The organism is Salmonella sp. SAL04157 (assembly GCF_046551635.1).
In the GTDB taxonomy this organism is placed as follows: domain Bacteria; phylum Pseudomonadota; class Gammaproteobacteria; order Enterobacterales; family Enterobacteriaceae; genus Salmonella; species Salmonella enterica.
On record NZ_JBGDVS010000003.1, the window covers coordinates 146,656 to 164,701 of the forward strand.

Sequence of the window (18,046 nt, forward strand, 5' to 3'; positions counted from 1 at the left end):
ATTCAAATGAAAAGCAAATGAGGAATAAGTAATGTCTATCGTGCGTATTGATGCCGAAGATCGTTGGTCAGACGTGGTGATCTACAATAATACGCTGTGGTATACCGGCGTGCCGGAAAACCTGGACGCCGACGCTTTTGAGCAAACGGCGAATACTCTGGCGCAAATTGATGCGGTGCTGGAAAAACAGGGCTCCAGTAAGTCACGTATTCTGGATGCCACTATTTTCCTGAGCGATAAAGCCGATTTTGCCGCCATGAATAAGGCGTGGGATGCGTGGGTCGTCGCAGGCCATGCGCCGGTACGCTGTACCGTACAGGCCGGGTTGATGAACCCGAAATATAAAGTTGAGATTAAGATTGTCGCAGCGGTATAAGCCGGTTATTCGTCTTCATCCTCAAAACGCGCCACTATCCGTTCGCCGGTATGGTTGGCGCGAAGTTCGCCCGCCACCTGGGCAATCGCTTCTCCGCTACTCATACCTTGCGACATCAATTCCTGGATACGTTCTACGGCTTTTTGCTGTTGTTCATGACTGAGTGAAGGTAAACCTGCAAACATGATTAACTCCTGCTAAATTGTTAGCGCTAATTATTTCACGCTACCCGGCGGTAAGCCAGTAGTGTTGTAACGAGTCAGGAATGATGAAGACGTTATCTCCCACTGTTATCACCTTACCCTGGCGTCCGGACGCCGCTGAACACTATTTTGCGCCCGTAAACCATTTGCCCTGGGCGATGCTGCTGCATTCAGGTGATGCTATTCATCCCTATAACCGTTTTGATATTCTGGTCGCCGATCCTGTCACCACGCTGACCACGCGCGCGCAGGAAACCACGGTATGTACTGCGCGCACAACTACCGTCACTCTCGACGATCCGTTACACGTTTTGCAGACTCAACTGGAGGCGCTGCCTTTTCATCCTCAGCCTGACCCTGACTTACCCTTTCAGGGCGGCGCGCTGGGTCTGTTTGGTTATGATTTAGGGCGGCGTTTCGAAATTTTGCCCGATACAGCCGCGCGCGATATCGCTTTACCCGATATGGCGATTGGCCTTTACGACTGGGCGCTGATTGTCGATCACCAAAAACAGGTGGTGTCGCTGATAAGCTATCACGATGCAGACGCCCGATATCGCTGGCTCACCAGCCAGCGCGCGCCGACCCGAACGCCCTTCAGGCTTACCTCGGCCTGGCAATCCAATATGACGCGTTGCGAGTATGGCGAGAAGTTTCGTCAGGTGCAGGCCTGGCTGCACAGCGGGGACTGCTATCAGGTCAATCTTTCCCAGCGTTTTCAGGCGAGCTACGAGGGTGATGAGTGGCAGGCTTTCGAACGCCTTAACCGCGCCAATCGCGCCCCGTTTAGCGCCTTTCTTCGTTTACATGACGGCGCCATATTGAGCCTTTCTCCCGAGCGTTTTATCCAACTGGAGAATGGTCATATTCAGACGCGCCCGATCAAAGGTACGCTTCCACGGCTTAACGATCCGCAGGCGGATCGTCAGCAGGCGCAGAAACTGGCCAACTCAATGAAAGATCGCGCTGAAAATTTGATGATCGTCGATTTAATGCGTAACGATATTGGCCGGGTCGCCGTGCCGGGTTCGGTGAAAGTGCCGGAACTGTTCGTCGTCGAACCATTTCCTGCCGTTCACCATCTGGTTAGCACCATTACCGCCCGTTTACCGGACTCGCTTCATGCTACCGACCTGCTGCGCGCGGCTTTCCCCGGCGGCTCCATTACCGGCGCGCCTAAAGTGCGGGCAATGGAAATTATCGACGAACTGGAGCCGCAGCGACGCAACGCCTGGTGCGGTAGCATCGGTTATCTGAGTTTCTGCGGCAAGATGGATACCAGTATTACTATCCGCACCGTCACGGCAACGCAGGGCCAACTCTATTGCTCAGCCGGCGGCGGTATCGTGGCCGATAGCAACGAAGAAGCGGAATATCAGGAAACTTTTGATAAAGTTAATCGTATCCTGCACCCACTGGAGAACTAATACGTGGATACCAGCCGTCTGACGCTCGATCATTTCTTATCGCGCTTTCAGCTTTTGCGCCCGCAGATGACTCATGAAACGTTAAATCAACGTCAGGCCGCCGTACTGATCCCTGTGGTTCGCCGCCCCAAGCCGGGGCTGCTGTTGACCCAGCGGGCTATTCATTTGCGCAAACACGCCGGACAGGTCGCCTTTCCCGGCGGGGCCGTGGACAGTACCGATGCTTCGCTTATCGCCGCAGCGCTTCGCGAAGCGCAGGAGGAAGTCGCCATCCCGCCGCAAGCCGTGGAAGTGATTGGCGTTTTACCGCCGGTGGACAGCGTGACCGGTTTTCAGGTCACCCCGGTGGTCGGCATTATTCCGCCAAACCTCCCCTGGCGCGCCAGTGAAGACGAAGTGTCTGCGGTGTTTGAAATGCCGCTGGCGCAAGCGTTGCAACTGGGTCGATATCATCCGCTTGATGTTTACCGTCGCGGCAATTCGCACCGCGTATGGCTCTCCTGGTATGAGCATTATTTCGTCTGGGGCATGACCGCAAACATTCTTCGTGAGCTGGCGCTGCAAATCGGCGTAAAGCCCTGACTGTACACAACGCCATTCACGTTGCCTCAAGGCGGTAACAATCGCCTCCCCCAAAGAGGCAGCCTGAAGGGCAACGTGTATATACTTAACTTTACGCGCGCAAGACACGACTTGAGATTACTGTCGCAATATTAGTAAAAACGCGGTTATTCATTAGTTTAATTCATGTGAATAGTTAAGCTGATGCCAGCGTTCCCTCTTACACTATGCGCAGTTATAACATCGTAACCGGAAGCCCCGGTTGCCCTGTCAGGAGTATTATCGTGATTAGCCTATTCGACATGTTTAAGGTAGGGATTGGTCCCTCCTCTTCCCACACTGTTGGCCCGATGAAGGCCGGTAAACAGTTCGTCGATGACCTGGTCGAAAAAGGATTACTGGATAACGTTACCCGCGTCGCTGTCGATGTCTACGGCTCGCTGTCGCTGACGGGGAAAGGTCACCATACCGATATCGCCATTATTATGGGTCTGGCGGGTAATGAACCCGCTACCGTGGATATTGATAGTATCCCCGGTTTTATTCGCGACGTCGAAACGCGCGGGCGTCTGTTACTGGCCCAGGGACGTCACGAAGTCGACTTCCCGAAAGATGACGGAATGCGTTTTCACAACGGCAATTTGCCGCTGCATGAAAACGGGATGCAGATCCACGCCTGGCATGACGACACGGTCATTTATAGCAAGACGTACTATTCCATCGGCGGCGGCTTTATCGTTGATGAAGCGCATTTCGGCCAGGAAGCGACGAATGAGGTTACTGTACCTTATCCGTTTAAATCGGCGAAAGAAATGCTGGAGTATTGCAACAGCACCGGCCTTTCACTCTCCGGCATGGTGATGCAAAACGAACTGGCGTTGCATAGCAAGAAAGAGATTGAAGAGTATTTCGGTCACGTCTGGCAGACCATGCAGGCCTGTATTGATCGCGGTATGAATACCGAAGGCGTGCTGCCGGGGCCGCTGCGCGTACCGCGTCGCGCCTCCGCGCTGCGTCGTATGCTGGTTTCCAGCGATAAGCTTTCCAGCGATCCGATGAACGTCATTGACTGGGTGAACATGTTTGCTCTGGCGGTGAACGAAGAGAACGCCGCAGGCGGTCGCGTCGTGACGGCGCCAACCAACGGCGCGTGCGGCATCGTTCCTGCGGTACTAGCTTACTACGACCATTTTATTGAGTCTGTCAGCCCGGATATTTACACCCGCTACTTCCTGGCGGCAGGCGCTATTGGCGCGCTGTATAAGATGAACGCGTCTATTTCCGGCGCGGAAGTCGGCTGTCAGGGCGAAGTCGGGGTCGCCTGTTCGATGGCGGCGGCAGGCCTTGCTGAACTGTTGGGCGCCAGCCCGGAACAGGTTTGCGTTGCCGCTGAAATCGGCATGGAGCATAACCTGGGGCTGACCTGCGACCCGGTTGCCGGTCAGGTGCAGGTGCCGTGTATCGAGCGTAACGCCATTGCTTCGGTTAAAGCGATTAACGCTGCGCGTATGGCCATGCGTCGAACCAGCGCGCCGCGCGTCTCGCTGGATAAAGTCATCGAAACGATGTACGAGACCGGAAAAGACATGAACGCCAAATACCGCGAAACATCGCGCGGCGGGTTGGCCATTAAAGTCCAGTGTGATTAAACGCCATTTCCCCTCCCTTCGCCCATCTGCTACGGATGGGCGAAATTTTTATCTCTTCCTCGTCGACTCCACGTTTCCCCACTACACTTGCTGTGTCGCGGTTGGCTTTTGTCGCCAACGCTTATTGGGCGGCCCGCATGCAAACAGCACAACGGATCATCAATCATTATCGCCGTAATCGTTTCATTGTTTGCACGATTTGTGCACTGGTCACGCTCATTCTTACGCTGAGCATCCGATTTATTTCGGAGCGGAACTTAAATCACCATCGCACGGTTGCATTTGCGAATCATGCCGTTGATGCGCTGGATAATGTGCTGCATCCTCTCCTGGTCGGACGAAACATACTGCTACCCTTACTTGAGCTTCCGTGCGCGACCGCGCATTTGCCGTTGCGTAAGCAAGCCGCCCGCCTGCAAACCATTCGTTCTATCGGGCTGGTAAAAGAGGGAATTCTCTACTGCTCAAGCATTTTTGGCGCCCGCAATACTCCCATACGCCAGCTTCAGCCCGATCTTCCCGCAGCTGGCGATCTGCTGCTACTTTCCACGGACCAATCGTTACTCAAGGGAAGCCCGATTCTCATTCAGTGGTATCCCGCCTCTGCCGATGGTCAGGATGGCGTGATGGAAATTGTGAATATTGGCTTGCTGACGACCATGCTACTTGAGCCGCAGCAGCCGCAAATTACCAGCGCCAGCCTGACGGTCGGCAAACGGCACCTGTTATATGGTCGGGGCGTGGTCGATACTCTTCCGGAATTAAAAAAAGATGAAGAGCGTTACCAGCTTTCATCGCGGCATTTCCCTTTTACTATCAGCGTCAGCGGGCCGTCGGCAGGCGTACTGGCGTTCAAACATCTCCCGACGCAGTTACCGCTGGCCGTATTGCTTAGCCTGTTGATCGGTTATATCGCCTGGCTGGCAACGGCCAGCAGAATGAGCTTTTCCTGGGAGATTAATCTGGCCCTTGCCGAACGGGAGTTTGAGCTATTTTGTCAGCCGTTGCTTAATGCCCGCACGCAGCAGTGTACCGGCGTTGAGATCCTGTTACGCTGGAACAACCCTCGCCAGGGCTGGATCTCACCGGATGTTTTTATTCCTATCGCCGAGGAGCATAACCTGATAGCGCCGCTGACCCGCTATGTGATTGCGGAAACCATTCGGCAGCGGCACTACTTCCCCATCAACCATCAGTTTCATATCGGCATCAATGTGGCGGCAAGCCATTTCCGACACGGCGTGCTTCTCAAAGATCTTAATCAGTACTGGTTTAGTGCGGAACCTGTTCAGCAACTGGTGCTGGAGCTCACGGAACGCGACGCGTTGCTTGACGTTGATTACCGCCTGATGCGCGAGCTGCATCGTAAAGGTGTCAAGTTGGCCATCGATGATTTTGGCACAGGAAACAGCTCGCTCTCCTGGTTGGAAAAACTGCGGCCGGATATTTTGAAAATCGATAAATCCTTCACCGCCGCCATCGGTACCGATGCGGTCAATTCAACGGTGACCGATATTATTATCGCGCTGGGGCAAAGACTGAATATTGAACTGGTGGCGGAAGGGGTCGAAAACCAGACGCAGGCACAGCATTTGCGCCAGCATGGCGTGCAAATGTTACAGGGCTATCTCTATGCGAAGCCGATGCCCATTAGCGAATTTCCACAGTGGCTGGCGGGCAGCGCGCCGCCGCCCGCCCGGCATAACGGACAGATTATGTCCGCGATGCCGCATCTATAGACTTGATTCCTGCGTGTGACGTTATTCCTCTTCGTCGTGGGCAGGCTGTTCTTTAACAATCCGAACCAGATCGACACGATAGTCGTTGGCCTCGACAATGGTGATCCGCAGGGGCGGAACATCAATGACATCGCCAACACGAGGAATATGGCCATTAGCGGCGATCACTAACCCCGCGACCGTCGCAATATCGCCCTCTTCGTTCACCAGATGGTCAACTTCCAGCGCCTGCTGTAGCGCATGGAGATCGGTGCCGCCCTTCACTATCCAGCCCTCGGCATCGGCAACGATTTCCGGCGTTTCATCGGCATCCGGGAACTCACCGGCAATCGCTTCCAGCACATCCAGCGGCGTAACCAGCCCCTGCACCACGCCGAACTCGTTAGTGACGATAACGAAACTGCCACGCGCGCGACGCAAAACGCCTAACAGATTGATAGGATCAAGCGTTTCCGGCACCACTATCGCCGGGGAAGAGGCGGCGATAGCCGCTACGTCCGCGCCCTCTTCCAGCGCCACCAGCAACTCTTTCGCGCGAACGATACCGATAATTTCATCCAGCTCGCCCCGACATACCGGGAACAGGCTATGCGGAGAAGAGAGTAACTGCTGACGGATTTCAGCTACGCTGAGATTCGCATCCACCCAACTAATTTCGCCTCGCGGCGTCATAATGCCGCGCAGGGAGCGCGACGCCAGAGTCAGTACGCCGTTAATCATGTAGCGTTCTTCTTCGGCGAAGGCGCCTTCCGACACCGATATCGCGGCCGGGCTATCCGTCTCATGTTGCGTACTCGCCTGGCGTTTACCGCCCATCAGACGCAGGATAGCGTCCGCAGTACGCGCGCGCAGCGGCAACGTGGACTGATGACGAATAAAGTTGCGGCGCGCAATCTGGTTAAACACCTCGATAACGATCGAGAAACCAATTGCCGCGTACAGGTAGCCTTTCGGAATATGGAAACCAAACCCTTCCGCCACCAGGCTCAGGCCGATCATCAGCAGGAAGCTCAGACAGAGCACCACCACCGTCGGATGCTGGTTGACAAAACGGGTCAGCGGTTTTGACGCCAGTAGCATCACCGCCATCGCAATCACCACCGCCGCCATCATAACCGGCAGATGGTTTACCATACCTACCGCCGTAATCACGGCGTCCAGCGAGAAGACCGCATCCAGGATGACAATCTGCGTGACTACCACCCAGAAGCTCGCATAGCCTTTACCGTGTCCGGTGTCATGCTCGCGGTTTTCCAGACGTTCATGCAGCTCGGTGGTCGCTTTAAACAACAGGAATATACCGCCCAGCAGCATAATTAAATCGCGGCCGGAGAAGGTAAAATCCCAGACGGTAAAGAGCGGCTTTGTTAAGGTCACCAGCCACGAAATAATGGACAGCAGCGCCAGACGCATAATCAGCGCCAGCGAGAGCCCGATAAGACGCGCTTTGTCACGCTGCTTTGGCGGCAATTTATCGGCGAGGATCGCGATAAAGACCAGGTTATCGATACCCAGGACAATTTCCAGGACGACGAGCGTGAGTAAACCCACCCAAATTGAGGGATCCATTAATAATTCCATGACAAGCTCCTGCTTAAGGAATGACTAAACGGCGCCCACAACATCTCAAAGGATGCAGGCGGTAACGCAATAAACAAAGTAAGGCTATGGCAAGATATGCCAGATTGACAGGCGCAAAACGGCCAAAGAGTGAAATGACGTCGGTGACGATCCATACAACGGGCTGCTGCCCTATACCCCATTCTAATTAAACGGAAGCTAAACATAACAGAGACAACTGGTTTTTGGCAAAGATTTACCTTCCTTTGCAAAGAGATGTAACCGGGATATTTTACACTTCGAAATTTCTCATTATCGAAAACAAAATTACGGATCTCCATCACACAAAATATTTTTTTCGATATCTAAAATAATTCACGAAAATCATGCGTTTTTCGTTGTAACCCTCATCTGAATCGATTCGCTTGCGGACGGCGATTCAAAAAATACATCTGTCAAGTTGATGTGTTGACAATAATAAAGGAGGTAGCAAGTGACCATTGCTATTGTTATAGGCACACATGGTTGGGCTGCAGAGCAGTTACTTAAAACAGCCGAAATGCTGTTAGGCGAGCAGGAAAACGTCGGCTGGATCGATTTCGTTCCAGGCGAAAATGCCGAAACGCTGATCGAAAAGTACAACGCTCAGTTGGCTAAACTCGATACCAGTAAAGGCGTGCTATTTCTCGTTGATACATGGGGAGGCAGTCCGTTTAATGCTGCCAGCCGCATTGTCGTCGATAAAGAGCGCTATGAAGTTATTGCCGGCGTCAACATCCCGATGCTGGTCGAAACGTTTATGGCTCGTGACGACGATCCGAGCTTTGACGAGCTGGTCGCACTGGCGGTAGAAACCGGTCGTGAAGGCGTAAAAGCGCTGAAAGCGAAACCGGTAGAAAAAGCCGCGCCAGCGCCAGTCGCCGCCGCGCCAAAAGCGGCCACGCCGGCAAAACCGATGGGCCCGAATGATTATATGGTTATCGGGCTTGCCCGTATTGATGACCGCCTCATTCACGGTCAGGTCGCTACCCGTTGGACCAAAGAGACCAATGTCAGCCGTATTATTGTTGTGAGCGATGAAGTCGCGGCGGATACCGTACGTAAAACGCTGCTGACGCAAGTTGCGCCGCCGGGCGTTACGGCGCATGTGGTTGACGTCGCGAAGATGATTCGCGTCTACAATAACCCGAAATACGCCGGTGAACGCGTGATGCTTCTGTTTACCAATCCTACCGACGTCGAGCGCATCGTTGAGGGCGGCGTGAAAGTCACTTCCGTGAACATTGGCGGTATGGCCTATCGTCAAGGTAAAACGCAGGTGAACAACGCCGTTTCCGTCGATGAAAAGGATATCGAAGCCTTTAAAAAGCTCAACGAGCGCGGCATCGAGCTTGAGGTGCGTAAAGTTTCCACCGATCCGAAACTGAAAATGATGGATTTAATTGCCAAAGTGGCGAAATAACCGCCGGCATTTAATTAGCTTTCACACTTAAGATAGCAATAGGAGAAGTACAATGGAGATTACCACTCTTCAGATTGTGCTGGTGTTCATCGTCGCATGTATCGCAGGTATGGAGTCGGTACTTGATGAATTTCAGTTCCACCGTCCGCTGATCGCCTGTACCTTAATCGGCGCCGTTCTGGGGGACATGAAAACCGGTATTATCATCGGCGGTACTCTGGAAATGATCGCTCTGGGCTGGATGAACATCGGTGCTGCCGTTGCGCCTGATGCCGCACTGGCGTCCATCATCTCTACCGTTCTGGTCATCGCCGGGCATCAAAGCATTGGCGCCGGTATCGCGCTGGCGATTCCGCTGGCGGCGGCAGGCCAGGTACTGACTATTATCGTTCGTACCATCACCGTGGCATTCCAGCACGCGGCGGACAAGGCGGCTGAAAACGGCAACCTGACGGCGCTCTCCTGGCTGCACGTTTCTTCTCTGTTCCTGCAGGCAATGCGTATCGCTATCCCGGCGGTTATCGTTGCCATCTCCGTAGGCACCAGCGAAGTACAGGGAATGCTGAATGCGATTCCTGAAGTCGTCACAGGCGGTCTGAACATCGCTGGCGGCATGATCGTCGTGGTTGGTTATGCGATGGTTATCAACATGATGCGCGCAGGCTACCTGATGCCGTTCTTCTACCTCGGTTTCGTCACCGCGGCTTTCACAAACTTCAACCTGGTCGCACTGGGTGTCATCGGCGCAGTGATGGCTATTCTTTACATCCAGCTGAGCCCGAAATACAACCGTGTAGCGGGCGCGCCTGCAGCGGCTGCTGGCAATAACGATCTCGACAACGAACTGGACTAACAGGTGAGCGAAATGGTTGATATGACTAAAACTACCACCGAGAAAAAACTCACTCCGAGCGATATTCGCGGCGTATTTCTTCGTTCTAACCTGTTCCAGGGGTCATGGAACTTCGAACGTATGCAAGCGCTGGGCTTCTGCTTCTCTATGGTGCCGGCGATTCGTCGCCTGTATCCGGAGAATAATGACGCGCGTAAACAGGCGATTAAACGTCACCTGGAGTTCTTTAACACTCATCCTTACGTTGCGGCGCCGGTACTGGGCGTGACCCTGGCAATGGAAGAAAAGCGTGCGAACGGCGCAGAGATTGACGATGGCGCTATCAACGGTATCAAAGTCGGTCTGATGGGACCGCTGGCAGGCGTCGGCGACCCTATCTTCTGGGGTACCGTCCGTCCGGTATTCGCGGCGCTGGGCGCAGGTATTGCGATGAGCGGCAGCCTGCTTGGTCCGCTGCTGTTTTTCATCCTGTTTAACCTGGTGCGTCTGGCGACCCGTTATTATGGCGTGGCTTATGGCTACCGCAAAGGCGTCGATATCGTTAAAGATATGGGCGGCGGCTTCCTGCAAAAACTGACTGAGGGGGCGTCAATCCTCGGCCTGTTTGTCATGGGGGCATTGGTTAACAAGTGGACGCATGTGAATATCCCGCTGGTGGTCTCCACCATCACCGGTCAGGATGGTCAGACACGCGTTACCACCGTGCAAACCATTCTCGACCAGCTGATGCCGGGGCTGGTTCCGCTACTGTTGACCTTTGCCTGTATGTGGCTGCTGCGTAAGAAAGTTAACCCGCTGTGGATTATCGTGGGCTTCTTCGTCATTGGTATCGCCGGCTACTCCGTAGGACTGCTGGGCCAGTAAGGCTGTTGTACACTACCGGGGCCAAACGGCCCCGTTTTTTTATTTCTCTGGAGGATAAATGACTATCACGGACCTGGTGCTGATTCTCTTTATTGCCGCATTATTGGCTTACGCTCTCTACGATCAGTTCATCATGCCCCGTCGCAATGGCCCCACTCTGCTTTCTATAGCCCTGCTTCGCCGTGGTCGCGTAGACAGCGTTATCTTCGTTGGGCTGGTCGCCATCCTTATTTATAACAACGTAACCAGCCACGGAGCGCAGATGACCACATGGTTATTAAGTGCGCTGGCGTTAATGGGGTTTTATATATTCTGGATCCGCACGCCACGGATCATCTTTAAACAACGTGGCTTTTTCTTCGCCAATGTCTGGATAGAATATAACCGTATTAAAGAGATGAATTTATCGGAGGACGGCGTACTGGTGATGCAATTAGAACAACGACGCTTGCTTATCCGTGTACGCAATATCGACGATCTGGAAAAAATATATAAGCTTCTTATTGAAAATCAATAACCTAAGATATAGCCTCAACTATGTTTTTCGAATTTTATTTCGAATCATAATATAGCTAAGGCTATATTTTCTATTGACCAATTGTTATTTAATTTAACGTTTTATTGATGAATAAATCTAAATGAAAATCGTTTTCAATTAGAAGACAAATAATATTTTATCGCTGTTGTTTTATATTCTAAAAATATGTTAATGTTGCGCCGTCAATTGGGGAGTAGCCGATTTCCAGACTCCGGAAATGTACGCGTCAACATACTCGTTGCAAAACGTGGCGCGTACGGACCAGCAGCCGCTGGTCAGGCGAGACCATAGGCGCATCAACTGCTGTGTATTTCGTCACAGAATGGCGACATGCATGTTTGCTGGGGGCAGTGATGTGTTTAATGGATACCCCGGTCAGGACGCTGTCATGCACTTTACTGCTACTGTTCTTCTCGCTTTCGGCATGTCGATGGATGCTTTCGCGGCATCAATTGGCAAAGGCGCCACCCTACATAAACCCAAATTCTCAGAAGCGTTGCGTACCGGTCTTATCTTTGGCGCGGTTGAAACGCTAACCCCGTTGATCGGCTGGGGGCTGGGGATATTGGCGAGTAAATTCGTTCTGGAATGGAACCACTGGATAGCCTTTGTTCTGCTGATCTTTCTGGGCGGACGCATGATCATCGAAGGTATCCGCGGCGGTAGTGATGAAGATGAAACACCGTTACGTCGCCACAGCTTTTGGCTATTAGTCACGACGGCTATCGCGACCAGCCTCGATGCGATGGCGGTTGGCGTCGGTCTGGCGTTTTTGCAGGTAAACATCATCGCAACCGCATTAGCTATCGGTTGCGCCACGCTTATCATGTCCACCCTCGGGATGATGATCGGTCGCTTTATCGGCCCAATGCTGGGTAAGCGTGCTGAAATTCTCGGCGGGGTCGTACTGATAGGAATTGGCGTCCAGATCCTCTGGACGCATTTTCACGGTTAACGGTTACGCTGCCAGAGATGAAGGTTGAAATCCGTCTGGCAGCTAAGTCCGGCGCTGGCGGCCAGTTGTTCCCACACGTCTGGCCTGGCGCGCCAGGCAAATGGCGTCATTTGCAACAGTGCTACAGCCGCTTCGGCGGTGAGCTGCATGTGATAAGCAAGGCGGGTACTCTGCTGCAATGTGAATCCGTCGAGCTGCTCGGTATACGGCGCATGTAAACGCACCTCATCATAAATGAGCCCTTTTAGTTCCATCAGATGATGCGACCCTGGCGTGGCGGTAACGACCCAACCACCAGGTTTCACCACACGCGCCAATTCCTGCGCCTTACACGGGGCGTAGATTCTGATCACCGCATCCATTGACGCATCGGCAAAGGGCAGTCGATGGCTTGACGCCACACAAAACTTCACCTGCGAATAGCGTTTCGCCGCCGCTTTGATCGCCGTTTTAGCAACGTCCAGTCCAAACGCGGTGACTCCCGGCAACGCCTCGGCAAAAGCATGAGTGTAATACCCCTCGCCGCAGCCGATATCCAGAATCGCCGTGGCCGACTGATCCAGCCGCTCACGCAACAGGTTAATCACGGCATCGCGCAGCGGCTGATAATGGCCCGCATCAAGAAACGCTCTCCTCGCCTGCATCATTTCGGCGCTGTCGCCCGGATCGCGCGAACGTTTATGCTGTACCGGCAGCAGATTGATGTAGCCCTCTTTCGCCACATCAAACTGATGGCGCTGTGGACATATAACGCTGTTATTAATCTGCGTAAGCGGCTGATGGCAAAGCGGACAGGTAAACGACATGACAACTCCGGACTGGGGCGCTAAAGGGCGCAAGTGTAACGCGAATTGCGCCCCGGGAAAATCCTTTACGAGCCCGGAACCGCAACGTGGCTGCCATGCATCACCAGAAGGTGATCTGAATCGGCTGGCATACCGTCTGGCTCAACATTTTCCAGCCGCAGCACATCGCCCATGATCTGGCTGAATACGGGCGCAGATACCGCGCCGCCATAATAAGCCCCATTTTGCGGATTATTAATCACCACCACCAGCGCAAATCTGGGGTTACTTGCCGGCGCGACGCCTGCGGTATATGCCACATACTTATCGACGTATTTACCATCATCGCCAATTTTTTTCGCCGTCCCGGTTTTGACCGCAATACGGTAGTCTCTTACTGCGGCTTTTGTTCCGCCGCCGCCAGGCAACGCGACGCTCTCCATCATATGTTCCACCTCGTGCACCAGTTCTTCCGGCATTACTCGCGTGCCGATCACGGGTGGATCAACTTTGGTGATCGATAACGGACGGTAGATACCAAAGCTGCCAATCGTGGCATAAACATGCGCCAGTTGCAGCGGCGTCACCATTAATCCATAGCCAAAAGCGAAGGTAGCGCGATCTAAATCACTCCAGTAACGGCGTTTCGGTAATAACCCGCTGCTCTCTCCGGTGAGACCCAGTCCGGTAGGCACGCCGAAACCAAAGCTTTTATAAGTATCCATTAATTTCTGCACCGGCATCGCCAGAGAAAGGTGAGAAACGCCGGTATCGCTGGATTTTTGCAAAATGCCGGTTAATGTCAGTTCCGGATAGTAACCGACGTCGCGGATACGGTGTCCATCGAGAGTAAAAGGATGGGTATCGATAACGCTGTCCGGCTGCACGATGCCCTGCTGTAACGCAGTCATAATGACCAATGGCTTCACAGTAGAACCGGGTTCGAAAGTGTCGCTAATCGCGCGGTTACGAAAATCGTCCAACTGCGCGCCTTCACGATTGTTCGGGTTGAAATCCGGGTAGCTCGCCATCGAGAGAATTTCACCCGTTGGGATGTTAATCAATACGGCAGCGCCGGATTCCGCTTTGTTCCAGATGACGGCGTTATCCAGCGCATCTTCGGTAACCGTTTGCAGACGTTCATCAATGCTAAGCTGAAGTTCATGAGCAGGAACCGGATTCACTTCCGTAATGTTCTCAATAACGTGACCAAATTTATCTTTACGCACCAGTCGGGAGCCCGGTTTTCCCGTCAGTTGCGCGTTAAAGCTTTTTTCAATACCTTCTATTCCCTGCCCGTCGATATTGGTAAAGCCGATCAAATTGGCCGCTACGTGTCCGGCAGGGTAAAAACGGCGCGACTCTTCCCGCAGGTTAATACCCGGTAGATTCAGTTTATCTATCCATTCGGCTTGCTGGGGTGAAACCTGGCGCGCAAGGTAGATAAAACGGCCTGCCGGGTTACTGTTTACCCGTTCCGCAAGCGTACTGAGCGACAGATGTAAGGCGCTGGCCAGCGCCTGCCAGCGCTCATTGTAGCCAACGCCGCCTTTGCTTATGATAGTCTTCGGATCGGCCCAGACAGCATTAACCGGAACGCTCACCGCTAAGGGTCGCCCTTCTCTGTCGGTGATCATGCCGCGTGGAGAGGCTGTGGTCACTTCACGAAGCGAGCGCATATCTTCTTGTTTCACCAGTTTCGACGGCGTAACAATTTGCAGCCATGCCACCCGCCCTAACAACAATGCCATACTGAGCAGAATGGCAGTGCAAAGTAGTGCAAAACGTATGGGCGTAAAATTACGGGTATCGCCGTCGCTTTTCTTTTTCACCTGATCTCCAGCCGAATCATTTTTCAGGTGATTGATTTAACGGGAAACGGACGGAAAAACCAGAAAAAACAATGCTAATAACATCGCGCCTTTGCAACAAATCGCTAACGAGAGCGCATCCAGACACATTTTGAAGGATATTGAATTAAAAAGCCCCGCTTTTAGCGAGGCTTTATATCTGAGGCTGACGCGACAAACGCATCAAATCAGTGGTGTCAATCAGATAGCTGTTACGTTAACAGCAGCCGGACCTTTCTGGCCGTCCTGAATTTCGAACTCAACGTTCTGGCCTTCAGCCAGAGTTTTGAAACCATTGCCCTGGATAGCGGAGAAGTGTACGAACACATCTTTGCTGCCGTCAGCCGGAGTAATGAAGCCAAAACCTTTGGATTCGTTGAACCACTTAACTTGACCTTTAATCTTTGCCATTTGCAAAATTCCTTAGAGTGTTTTCTTTGCCCGTAGGCATAACATAGATAAAACTGAGACATTACTGCTTGAGGCACTAATATAAGGTTCGGCAGAGAAGCGGTATTCAACGTCAACGTGTTTACTCAGGACTTCTTTACTGAAAATGCCACACATAAACAGAACTGTACCTCGTTTAACCCAAAGCCTGTTATCACATACAACGTTAATTATGGCAAGCCATTTTTAAACGTGTCTCGATCCGTCGCACAAATTACGAGAACCTTCACAAATTGACAGCACGTTTATGCAACAAAGTTGCGAAAGATATATCCTCACGCGCTGACGGACTCCTGACAACGTCACTGCTGAAAAGCCATTTTTCTACCATAGCTCAATAACTTCGCTTCTTCCAGTGCATCAAATCACATTTAAAAGCTGTATTTTTCATATCACTTTCTATGCTGAGTTATGCATAAATTGTCACAATGATAAAAAACACCTTTTAATCAAAATAATAGAAAAAAAAAGCGATTTTCGACACCGCTTTTTGTGATGTTCTGCGTCTTTACAGAATGCCTTAAAATAATGAACAAACAATGACAATCCATAAAGAGAGAGAAACGTTTCGCTTTTAATAGAGAATGAGCGGTATCACAAAAATGCCATATGTCCTTTTGTTATACATATAAAACTATGTTGCATATAAAGCCATATATTATGTAAGGCGTTGATGCCGTAGTATCAGTTGCAAACGGCAACGCGGAGAGATCCGACGGGGAAATGGGGCGTATGGCACTGGCGCCATTTGCGCCCCGGTAAGCATTATCGTTCTGCAACCAGACGAATGATGTCCTCATCCTCTTTTGGTTCGCTTGCCGCTGTTGCGGGTTCCGCTTCTTTTTCTGGTTCGTTTGCTTCGCAAAGGCGACGTAACAACGCGTTTTGCCGCTTCTGTTGATCCAATAACGCTTCGAGCAGTTCTATCTGCTCGTTGGCACGGGAACTTGCCCGGTTGACAAAGAACCAGAGCACCAGCCCCACCACCAGAACCACCATTGATACTATTAAAGATGCAAGAGAAAACGCACCAGAGTTTAAAACGTCGTTCATTTCACCACCTCAATGTAGAGACGTCATTCTACCACTGCTACACGGGAAGGAAATCTCTGGTGTAAAACGTTTACCAGGGAATAAATTTATTGATGGCGCAAATACCGCTGAAAAATTGTACATCCTGATCGCACATGATATTAAACACCTGCGCCCACAGCAACAGGCATACTACCACCACGATGCCGAGAACGACCCATCGAAATTTTTTCACTCCACTCTCCGATCTTACATCTTATGTCGCTAAATTATCATGAGTTACTTAAACCAGGAGTAACTGTAGCGGCATTATATGTTTTTAGGAATGATTCACTTGTTTCAATCAATGTACACGCTACTCTTATTCTAACTAAAAAAGAAAAGAGGTAGTAATGCGTTTGATCATTCGCGCAATTGTATTGTTTGCCCTGGTGTGGATAGGCCTGCTGATGAGCGGCTATGGCGTCCTGGTGGGAAGTAAAGTGAACGCTGCGGGGCTGGGTTTACAGTGCCATTACCTGACCGCACGCGGCACCAGCACGGCGCAATATCTCCATACCAACAGCGGCATTATTGGCTTTTCCGACTGTCCCATTTTCAGAAAAATCGCCACCGTGGTGGATAATGGCTAAGCGGCAATAAATAATTTCACAGTGAAACTATCGCCAATAATTCCCCTATATTGGCTGTTGTTCATAAGTACTGTTAAATAATATTTTAATAACCGTTAAATAAGCCGACAGATATTATCTACTTTTACGATTTCATCCCACCCGATGTTATAAAAAAAGCAGCTACATTTTTCGTAGCTGCTTTTTTTTAACGTCATGCTAATAACGTTGCTTAGAAGGGATAATCGTTGTAACCCATTTGTTCAGAAATTTTACGCGCGGCGGCGTGTAACATAGCCACATATTCCTGTAGGCGTTCTTCTGAAAAACGCAGCGTCGGGAACGAAATGCTTAACCCTGCGATGACTACGCCAAAACGGTCAAATACCGGTACGCCGATACAACGTAACCCTTCTTCCTGTTCTTCGTTATCTTCACCGTAGCCTTGCGCACGCACTTCATCCAACAGCGGCAACAACGCTTCAGTGCTGGTAATCGTGCGTCCAGTGCTTTGCTTATACTCTACGCCGTCGAGAATCTGCTTAACCTCATCACGGTCGCGCCAGGCCAGAAGCACTTTACCGATGGCCGTACTGTACAGCGGATTACGACGCCCAATACGTGAGTACATCCGCAGATTGTACATAGAGTCAATTTTATGGATATAGACAATGCTGTCTTCATCCAGCGCGCCAAGATGGATAGTTTCTTTTGTCAGACGAGACAGTTCGCGCATCTGAATGTCCGCACTGCGGATGAGATCAACATTTTGCAACGCTCGCGCGCCCAGCTCAAACAGCTTTAGCGTCAGAGAGTATTTTTCAGACTCCCCCTCCTGAGCCACGTAGCCCAGCGTTTTCATGGTTTGCAAAAAGCGATAAACGGTGCTTTTCGACATCATGACGCGCTGCGATAGCTCGGTAATCCCTATTTCACGCTCTTCACCCAGCGCCTGCAGAATGCCGAAAACTTTCAGCACAGAAGATACAGAATCAGGCTGCTTATCCAGATCTGCGTTTGCCATTTATCACCTCATTACGAGCGTTTTATAAAATTCAGAACGAGTTTTTATTATAATTTCACGCCAGGTCGCCCGCAATCCATCTTTGCTTACTTCGTTACAAATCTGCG

21 protein-coding genes and 1 riboswitch are annotated in these 18,046 nt (G+C 51.6%); of the genes, 11 read left to right on the forward strand and 10 right to left on the reverse strand.

All coding sequences use genetic code 11. The features are described from left to right. Positions 1-31: 31 nt before the first annotated feature. Entirely contained in the window at positions 32-376 is a 345-nt protein-coding gene (locus ACLJRE_RS07405) for a RidA family protein (RefSeq protein WP_000029550.1), read from the forward strand. 5 nt (positions 377-381) lie between these two features. Here the strand turns inward: ACLJRE_RS07405 and ACLJRE_RS07410 are convergent, their stop codons facing one another. Further along, positions 382-561, reverse strand: a complete 180-nt coding sequence (locus ACLJRE_RS07410) for a YoaH family protein (RefSeq protein WP_000457328.1) — start codon at positions 559-561, stop codon at positions 382-384. 80 nt (positions 562-641) lie between these two features. On the opposite strand from ACLJRE_RS07410, the gene pabB reads away from it, so the two are divergent. The 4 genes from pabB (at position 642) to ACLJRE_RS07430 (ending at position 5,955) form a co-directional block, all read left to right on the forward strand. Beyond that, a complete protein-coding gene (gene pabB / locus ACLJRE_RS07415) occupies positions 642-2,006 on the forward strand; it encodes an aminodeoxychorismate synthase component 1 (protein ID WP_000978464.1) in 1,365 nt (454 codons plus the stop codon). Between the two features lie 3 nt (positions 2,007-2,009). Then, positions 2,010-2,588, forward strand: coding sequence for a CoA pyrophosphatase (locus tag ACLJRE_RS07420; protein WP_023212663.1), 579 nt, complete (start codon positions 2,010-2,012; stop codon positions 2,586-2,588). A 263-nt stretch (positions 2,589-2,851) separates the two neighbouring features. Continuing rightward, positions 2,852-4,216 carry an L-serine ammonia-lyase gene (gene sdaA / locus ACLJRE_RS07425; RefSeq protein ID WP_000624280.1) on the forward strand — a complete coding sequence of 455 codons (1,365 nt, stop codon included), beginning with the start codon at positions 2,852-2,854 and terminating at the stop codon, positions 4,214-4,216. 137 nt (positions 4,217-4,353) lie between these two features. Continuing rightward, entirely contained in the window at positions 4,354-5,955 is a 1,602-nt protein-coding gene (locus ACLJRE_RS07430; protein WP_001192522.1) for an EAL domain-containing protein, read from the forward strand. A 21-nt stretch (positions 5,956-5,976) separates the two neighbouring features. Here the strand turns inward: ACLJRE_RS07430 and yoaE are convergent, their stop codons facing one another. Next, positions 5,977-7,536, reverse strand: coding sequence for a CNNM family cation transport protein YoaE (gene yoaE, locus ACLJRE_RS07435; protein ID WP_000421815.1), 1,560 nt, complete (start codon positions 7,534-7,536; stop codon positions 5,977-5,979). After that, positions 7,524-7,856, reverse strand: a complete 333-nt coding sequence (locus tag ACLJRE_RS07440; RefSeq protein ID WP_011233029.1) for a protein YoaL — start codon at positions 7,854-7,856, stop codon at positions 7,524-7,526. Before ACLJRE_RS07440 ends, yoaE begins: the two co-directional genes overlap by 13 nt. Positions 7,857-8,008: 152 nt before the next feature. Between ACLJRE_RS07440 and manX the strand changes: the two genes are divergently transcribed. The 5 genes from manX to mntP all read left to right on the forward strand — a co-directional run bounded on the left by manX (position 8,009) and on the right by mntP (position 12,187). Beyond that, positions 8,009-8,977, forward strand: a complete 969-nt coding sequence (gene manX, locus ACLJRE_RS07445; RefSeq protein ID WP_000150523.1) for a PTS mannose transporter subunit IIAB — start codon at positions 8,009-8,011, stop codon at positions 8,975-8,977. A 52-nt stretch (positions 8,978-9,029) separates the two neighbouring features. Further along, positions 9,030-9,830 carry a PTS mannose transporter subunit IIC gene (manY, locus tag ACLJRE_RS07450; protein ID WP_000406918.1) on the forward strand — a complete coding sequence of 267 codons (801 nt, stop codon included), beginning with the start codon at positions 9,030-9,032 and terminating at the stop codon, positions 9,828-9,830. Positions 9,831-9,842: 12 nt separating this feature from the next. Continuing rightward, the gene (locus ACLJRE_RS07455; RefSeq protein ID WP_001518647.1) at positions 9,843-10,694 is read left to right on the forward strand and encodes a PTS mannose transporter subunit IID; all 852 of its coding nucleotides are present in this window, start codon (positions 9,843-9,845) and stop codon (positions 10,692-10,694) included. A 58-nt stretch (positions 10,695-10,752) separates the two neighbouring features. After that, positions 10,753-11,211, forward strand: a complete 459-nt coding sequence (locus ACLJRE_RS07460; RefSeq protein ID WP_000156280.1) for a DUF986 family protein — start codon at positions 10,753-10,755, stop codon at positions 11,209-11,211. A gap of 196 nt (positions 11,212-11,407) precedes the next feature. Further along, positions 11,408-11,509: riboswitch (yybP-ykoY riboswitch) on the forward strand. Positions 11,510-11,620: 111 nt separating this feature from the next. Then, a complete protein-coding gene (gene mntP, locus ACLJRE_RS07465; protein WP_001518359.1) occupies positions 11,621-12,187 on the forward strand; it encodes a manganese efflux pump MntP in 567 nt (188 codons plus the stop codon). Here mntP and rlmA read toward each other — a convergent pair. From rlmA to mgrB, 6 genes are all read right to left on the reverse strand, one after another. Further along, positions 12,184-12,993 carry a 23S rRNA (guanine(745)-N(1))-methyltransferase gene (rlmA, locus tag ACLJRE_RS07470; RefSeq protein WP_023212664.1) on the reverse strand — a complete coding sequence of 270 codons (810 nt, stop codon included), beginning with the start codon at positions 12,991-12,993 and terminating at the stop codon, positions 12,184-12,186. The genes mntP and rlmA overlap by 4 nt on opposite strands. 65 nt (positions 12,994-13,058) lie before the next feature. Next, positions 13,059-14,804: a peptidoglycan glycosyltransferase FtsI gene (ftsI, locus tag ACLJRE_RS07475; protein ID WP_000730322.1), complete on the reverse strand. Its 1,746-nt coding sequence runs from the start codon at positions 14,802-14,804 to the stop codon at positions 13,059-13,061. Between the two features lie 219 nt (positions 14,805-15,023). Continuing rightward, a complete protein-coding gene (cspE, locus tag ACLJRE_RS07480) occupies positions 15,024-15,233 on the reverse strand; it encodes a transcription antiterminator/RNA stability regulator CspE (RefSeq protein ID WP_001062678.1) in 210 nt (69 codons plus the stop codon). Positions 15,234-15,245: 12 nt separating this feature from the next. After that, positions 15,246-15,389 carry a DUF2627 domain-containing protein gene (locus tag ACLJRE_RS07485; protein WP_001537930.1) on the reverse strand — a complete coding sequence of 48 codons (144 nt, stop codon included), beginning with the start codon at positions 15,387-15,389 and terminating at the stop codon, positions 15,246-15,248. 648 nt (positions 15,390-16,037) lie between these two features. Beyond that, a complete protein-coding gene (locus ACLJRE_RS07490) occupies positions 16,038-16,325 on the reverse strand; it encodes a YebO family protein (protein WP_001667129.1) in 288 nt (95 codons plus the stop codon). 70 nt (positions 16,326-16,395) lie between these two features. Beyond that, the gene (mgrB, locus tag ACLJRE_RS07495; protein ID WP_000714547.1) at positions 16,396-16,539 is read right to left on the reverse strand and encodes a PhoP/PhoQ regulator MgrB; all 144 of its coding nucleotides are present in this window, start codon (positions 16,537-16,539) and stop codon (positions 16,396-16,398) included. 157 nt (positions 16,540-16,696) lie between these two features. Between mgrB and yobH the strand changes: the two genes are divergently transcribed. Continuing rightward, positions 16,697-16,936 carry an invasion protein YobH gene (yobH, locus tag ACLJRE_RS07500; protein WP_001236780.1) on the forward strand — a complete coding sequence of 80 codons (240 nt, stop codon included), beginning with the start codon at positions 16,697-16,699 and terminating at the stop codon, positions 16,934-16,936. 211 nt (positions 16,937-17,147) lie between these two features. Here the strand turns inward: yobH and kdgR are convergent, their stop codons facing one another. Beyond that, a complete protein-coding gene (kdgR, locus tag ACLJRE_RS07505; RefSeq protein WP_001262195.1) occupies positions 17,148-17,939 on the reverse strand; it encodes a DNA-binding transcriptional regulator KdgR in 792 nt (263 codons plus the stop codon). Between the last annotated feature and the right edge of the window lie 107 nt (positions 17,940-18,046).

What these genes read in the sequence shown, in the direction of transcription:
- ACLJRE_RS07405 (WP_000029550.1), top strand. Translation starts at nt 32, where the DNA reads ATGTCTATCGTGCGTATTGATGCCGAAGATCGTTGGTCAGACGTGGTG.
- ACLJRE_RS07410 (WP_000457328.1), bottom strand. Translation starts at nt 561, where the DNA reads ATGTTTGCAGGTTTACCTTCACTCAGTCATGAACAACAGCAAAAAGCC.
- pabB (WP_000978464.1), top strand. Translation starts at nt 642, where the DNA reads ATGATGAAGACGTTATCTCCCACTGTTATCACCTTACCCTGGCGTCCG.
- ACLJRE_RS07430 (WP_001192522.1), top strand. Translation starts at nt 4,354, where the DNA reads ATGCAAACAGCACAACGGATCATCAATCATTATCGCCGTAATCGTTTC.
- yoaE (WP_000421815.1), bottom strand. Translation starts at nt 7,536, where the DNA reads ATGGAATTATTAATGGATCCCTCAATTTGGGTGGGTTTACTCACGCTC.
- ACLJRE_RS07440 (WP_011233029.1), bottom strand. Translation starts at nt 7,856, where the DNA reads ATGGAGATCCGTAATTTTGTTTTCGATAATGAGAAATTTCGAAGTGTA.
- manY (WP_000406918.1), top strand. Translation starts at nt 9,030, where the DNA reads ATGGAGATTACCACTCTTCAGATTGTGCTGGTGTTCATCGTCGCATGT.
- ACLJRE_RS07455 (WP_001518647.1), top strand. Translation starts at nt 9,843, where the DNA reads ATGGTTGATATGACTAAAACTACCACCGAGAAAAAACTCACTCCGAGC.
- ACLJRE_RS07460 (WP_000156280.1), top strand. Translation starts at nt 10,753, where the DNA reads ATGACTATCACGGACCTGGTGCTGATTCTCTTTATTGCCGCATTATTG.
- mntP (WP_001518359.1), top strand. Translation starts at nt 11,621, where the DNA reads ATGCACTTTACTGCTACTGTTCTTCTCGCTTTCGGCATGTCGATGGAT.
- rlmA (WP_023212664.1), bottom strand. Translation starts at nt 12,993, where the DNA reads ATGTCGTTTACCTGTCCGCTTTGCCATCAGCCGCTTACGCAGATTAAT.
- cspE (WP_001062678.1), bottom strand. Translation starts at nt 15,233, where the DNA reads ATGGCAAAGATTAAAGGTCAAGTTAAGTGGTTCAACGAATCCAAAGGT.
- ACLJRE_RS07485 (WP_001537930.1), bottom strand. Translation starts at nt 15,389, where the DNA reads ATGTGTGGCATTTTCAGTAAAGAAGTCCTGAGTAAACACGTTGACGTT.
- ACLJRE_RS07490 (WP_001667129.1), bottom strand. Translation starts at nt 16,325, where the DNA reads ATGAACGACGTTTTAAACTCTGGTGCGTTTTCTCTTGCATCTTTAATA.
- yobH (WP_001236780.1), top strand. Translation starts at nt 16,697, where the DNA reads ATGCGTTTGATCATTCGCGCAATTGTATTGTTTGCCCTGGTGTGGATA.
- kdgR (WP_001262195.1), bottom strand. Translation starts at nt 17,939, where the DNA reads ATGGCAAACGCAGATCTGGATAAGCAGCCTGATTCTGTATCTTCTGTG.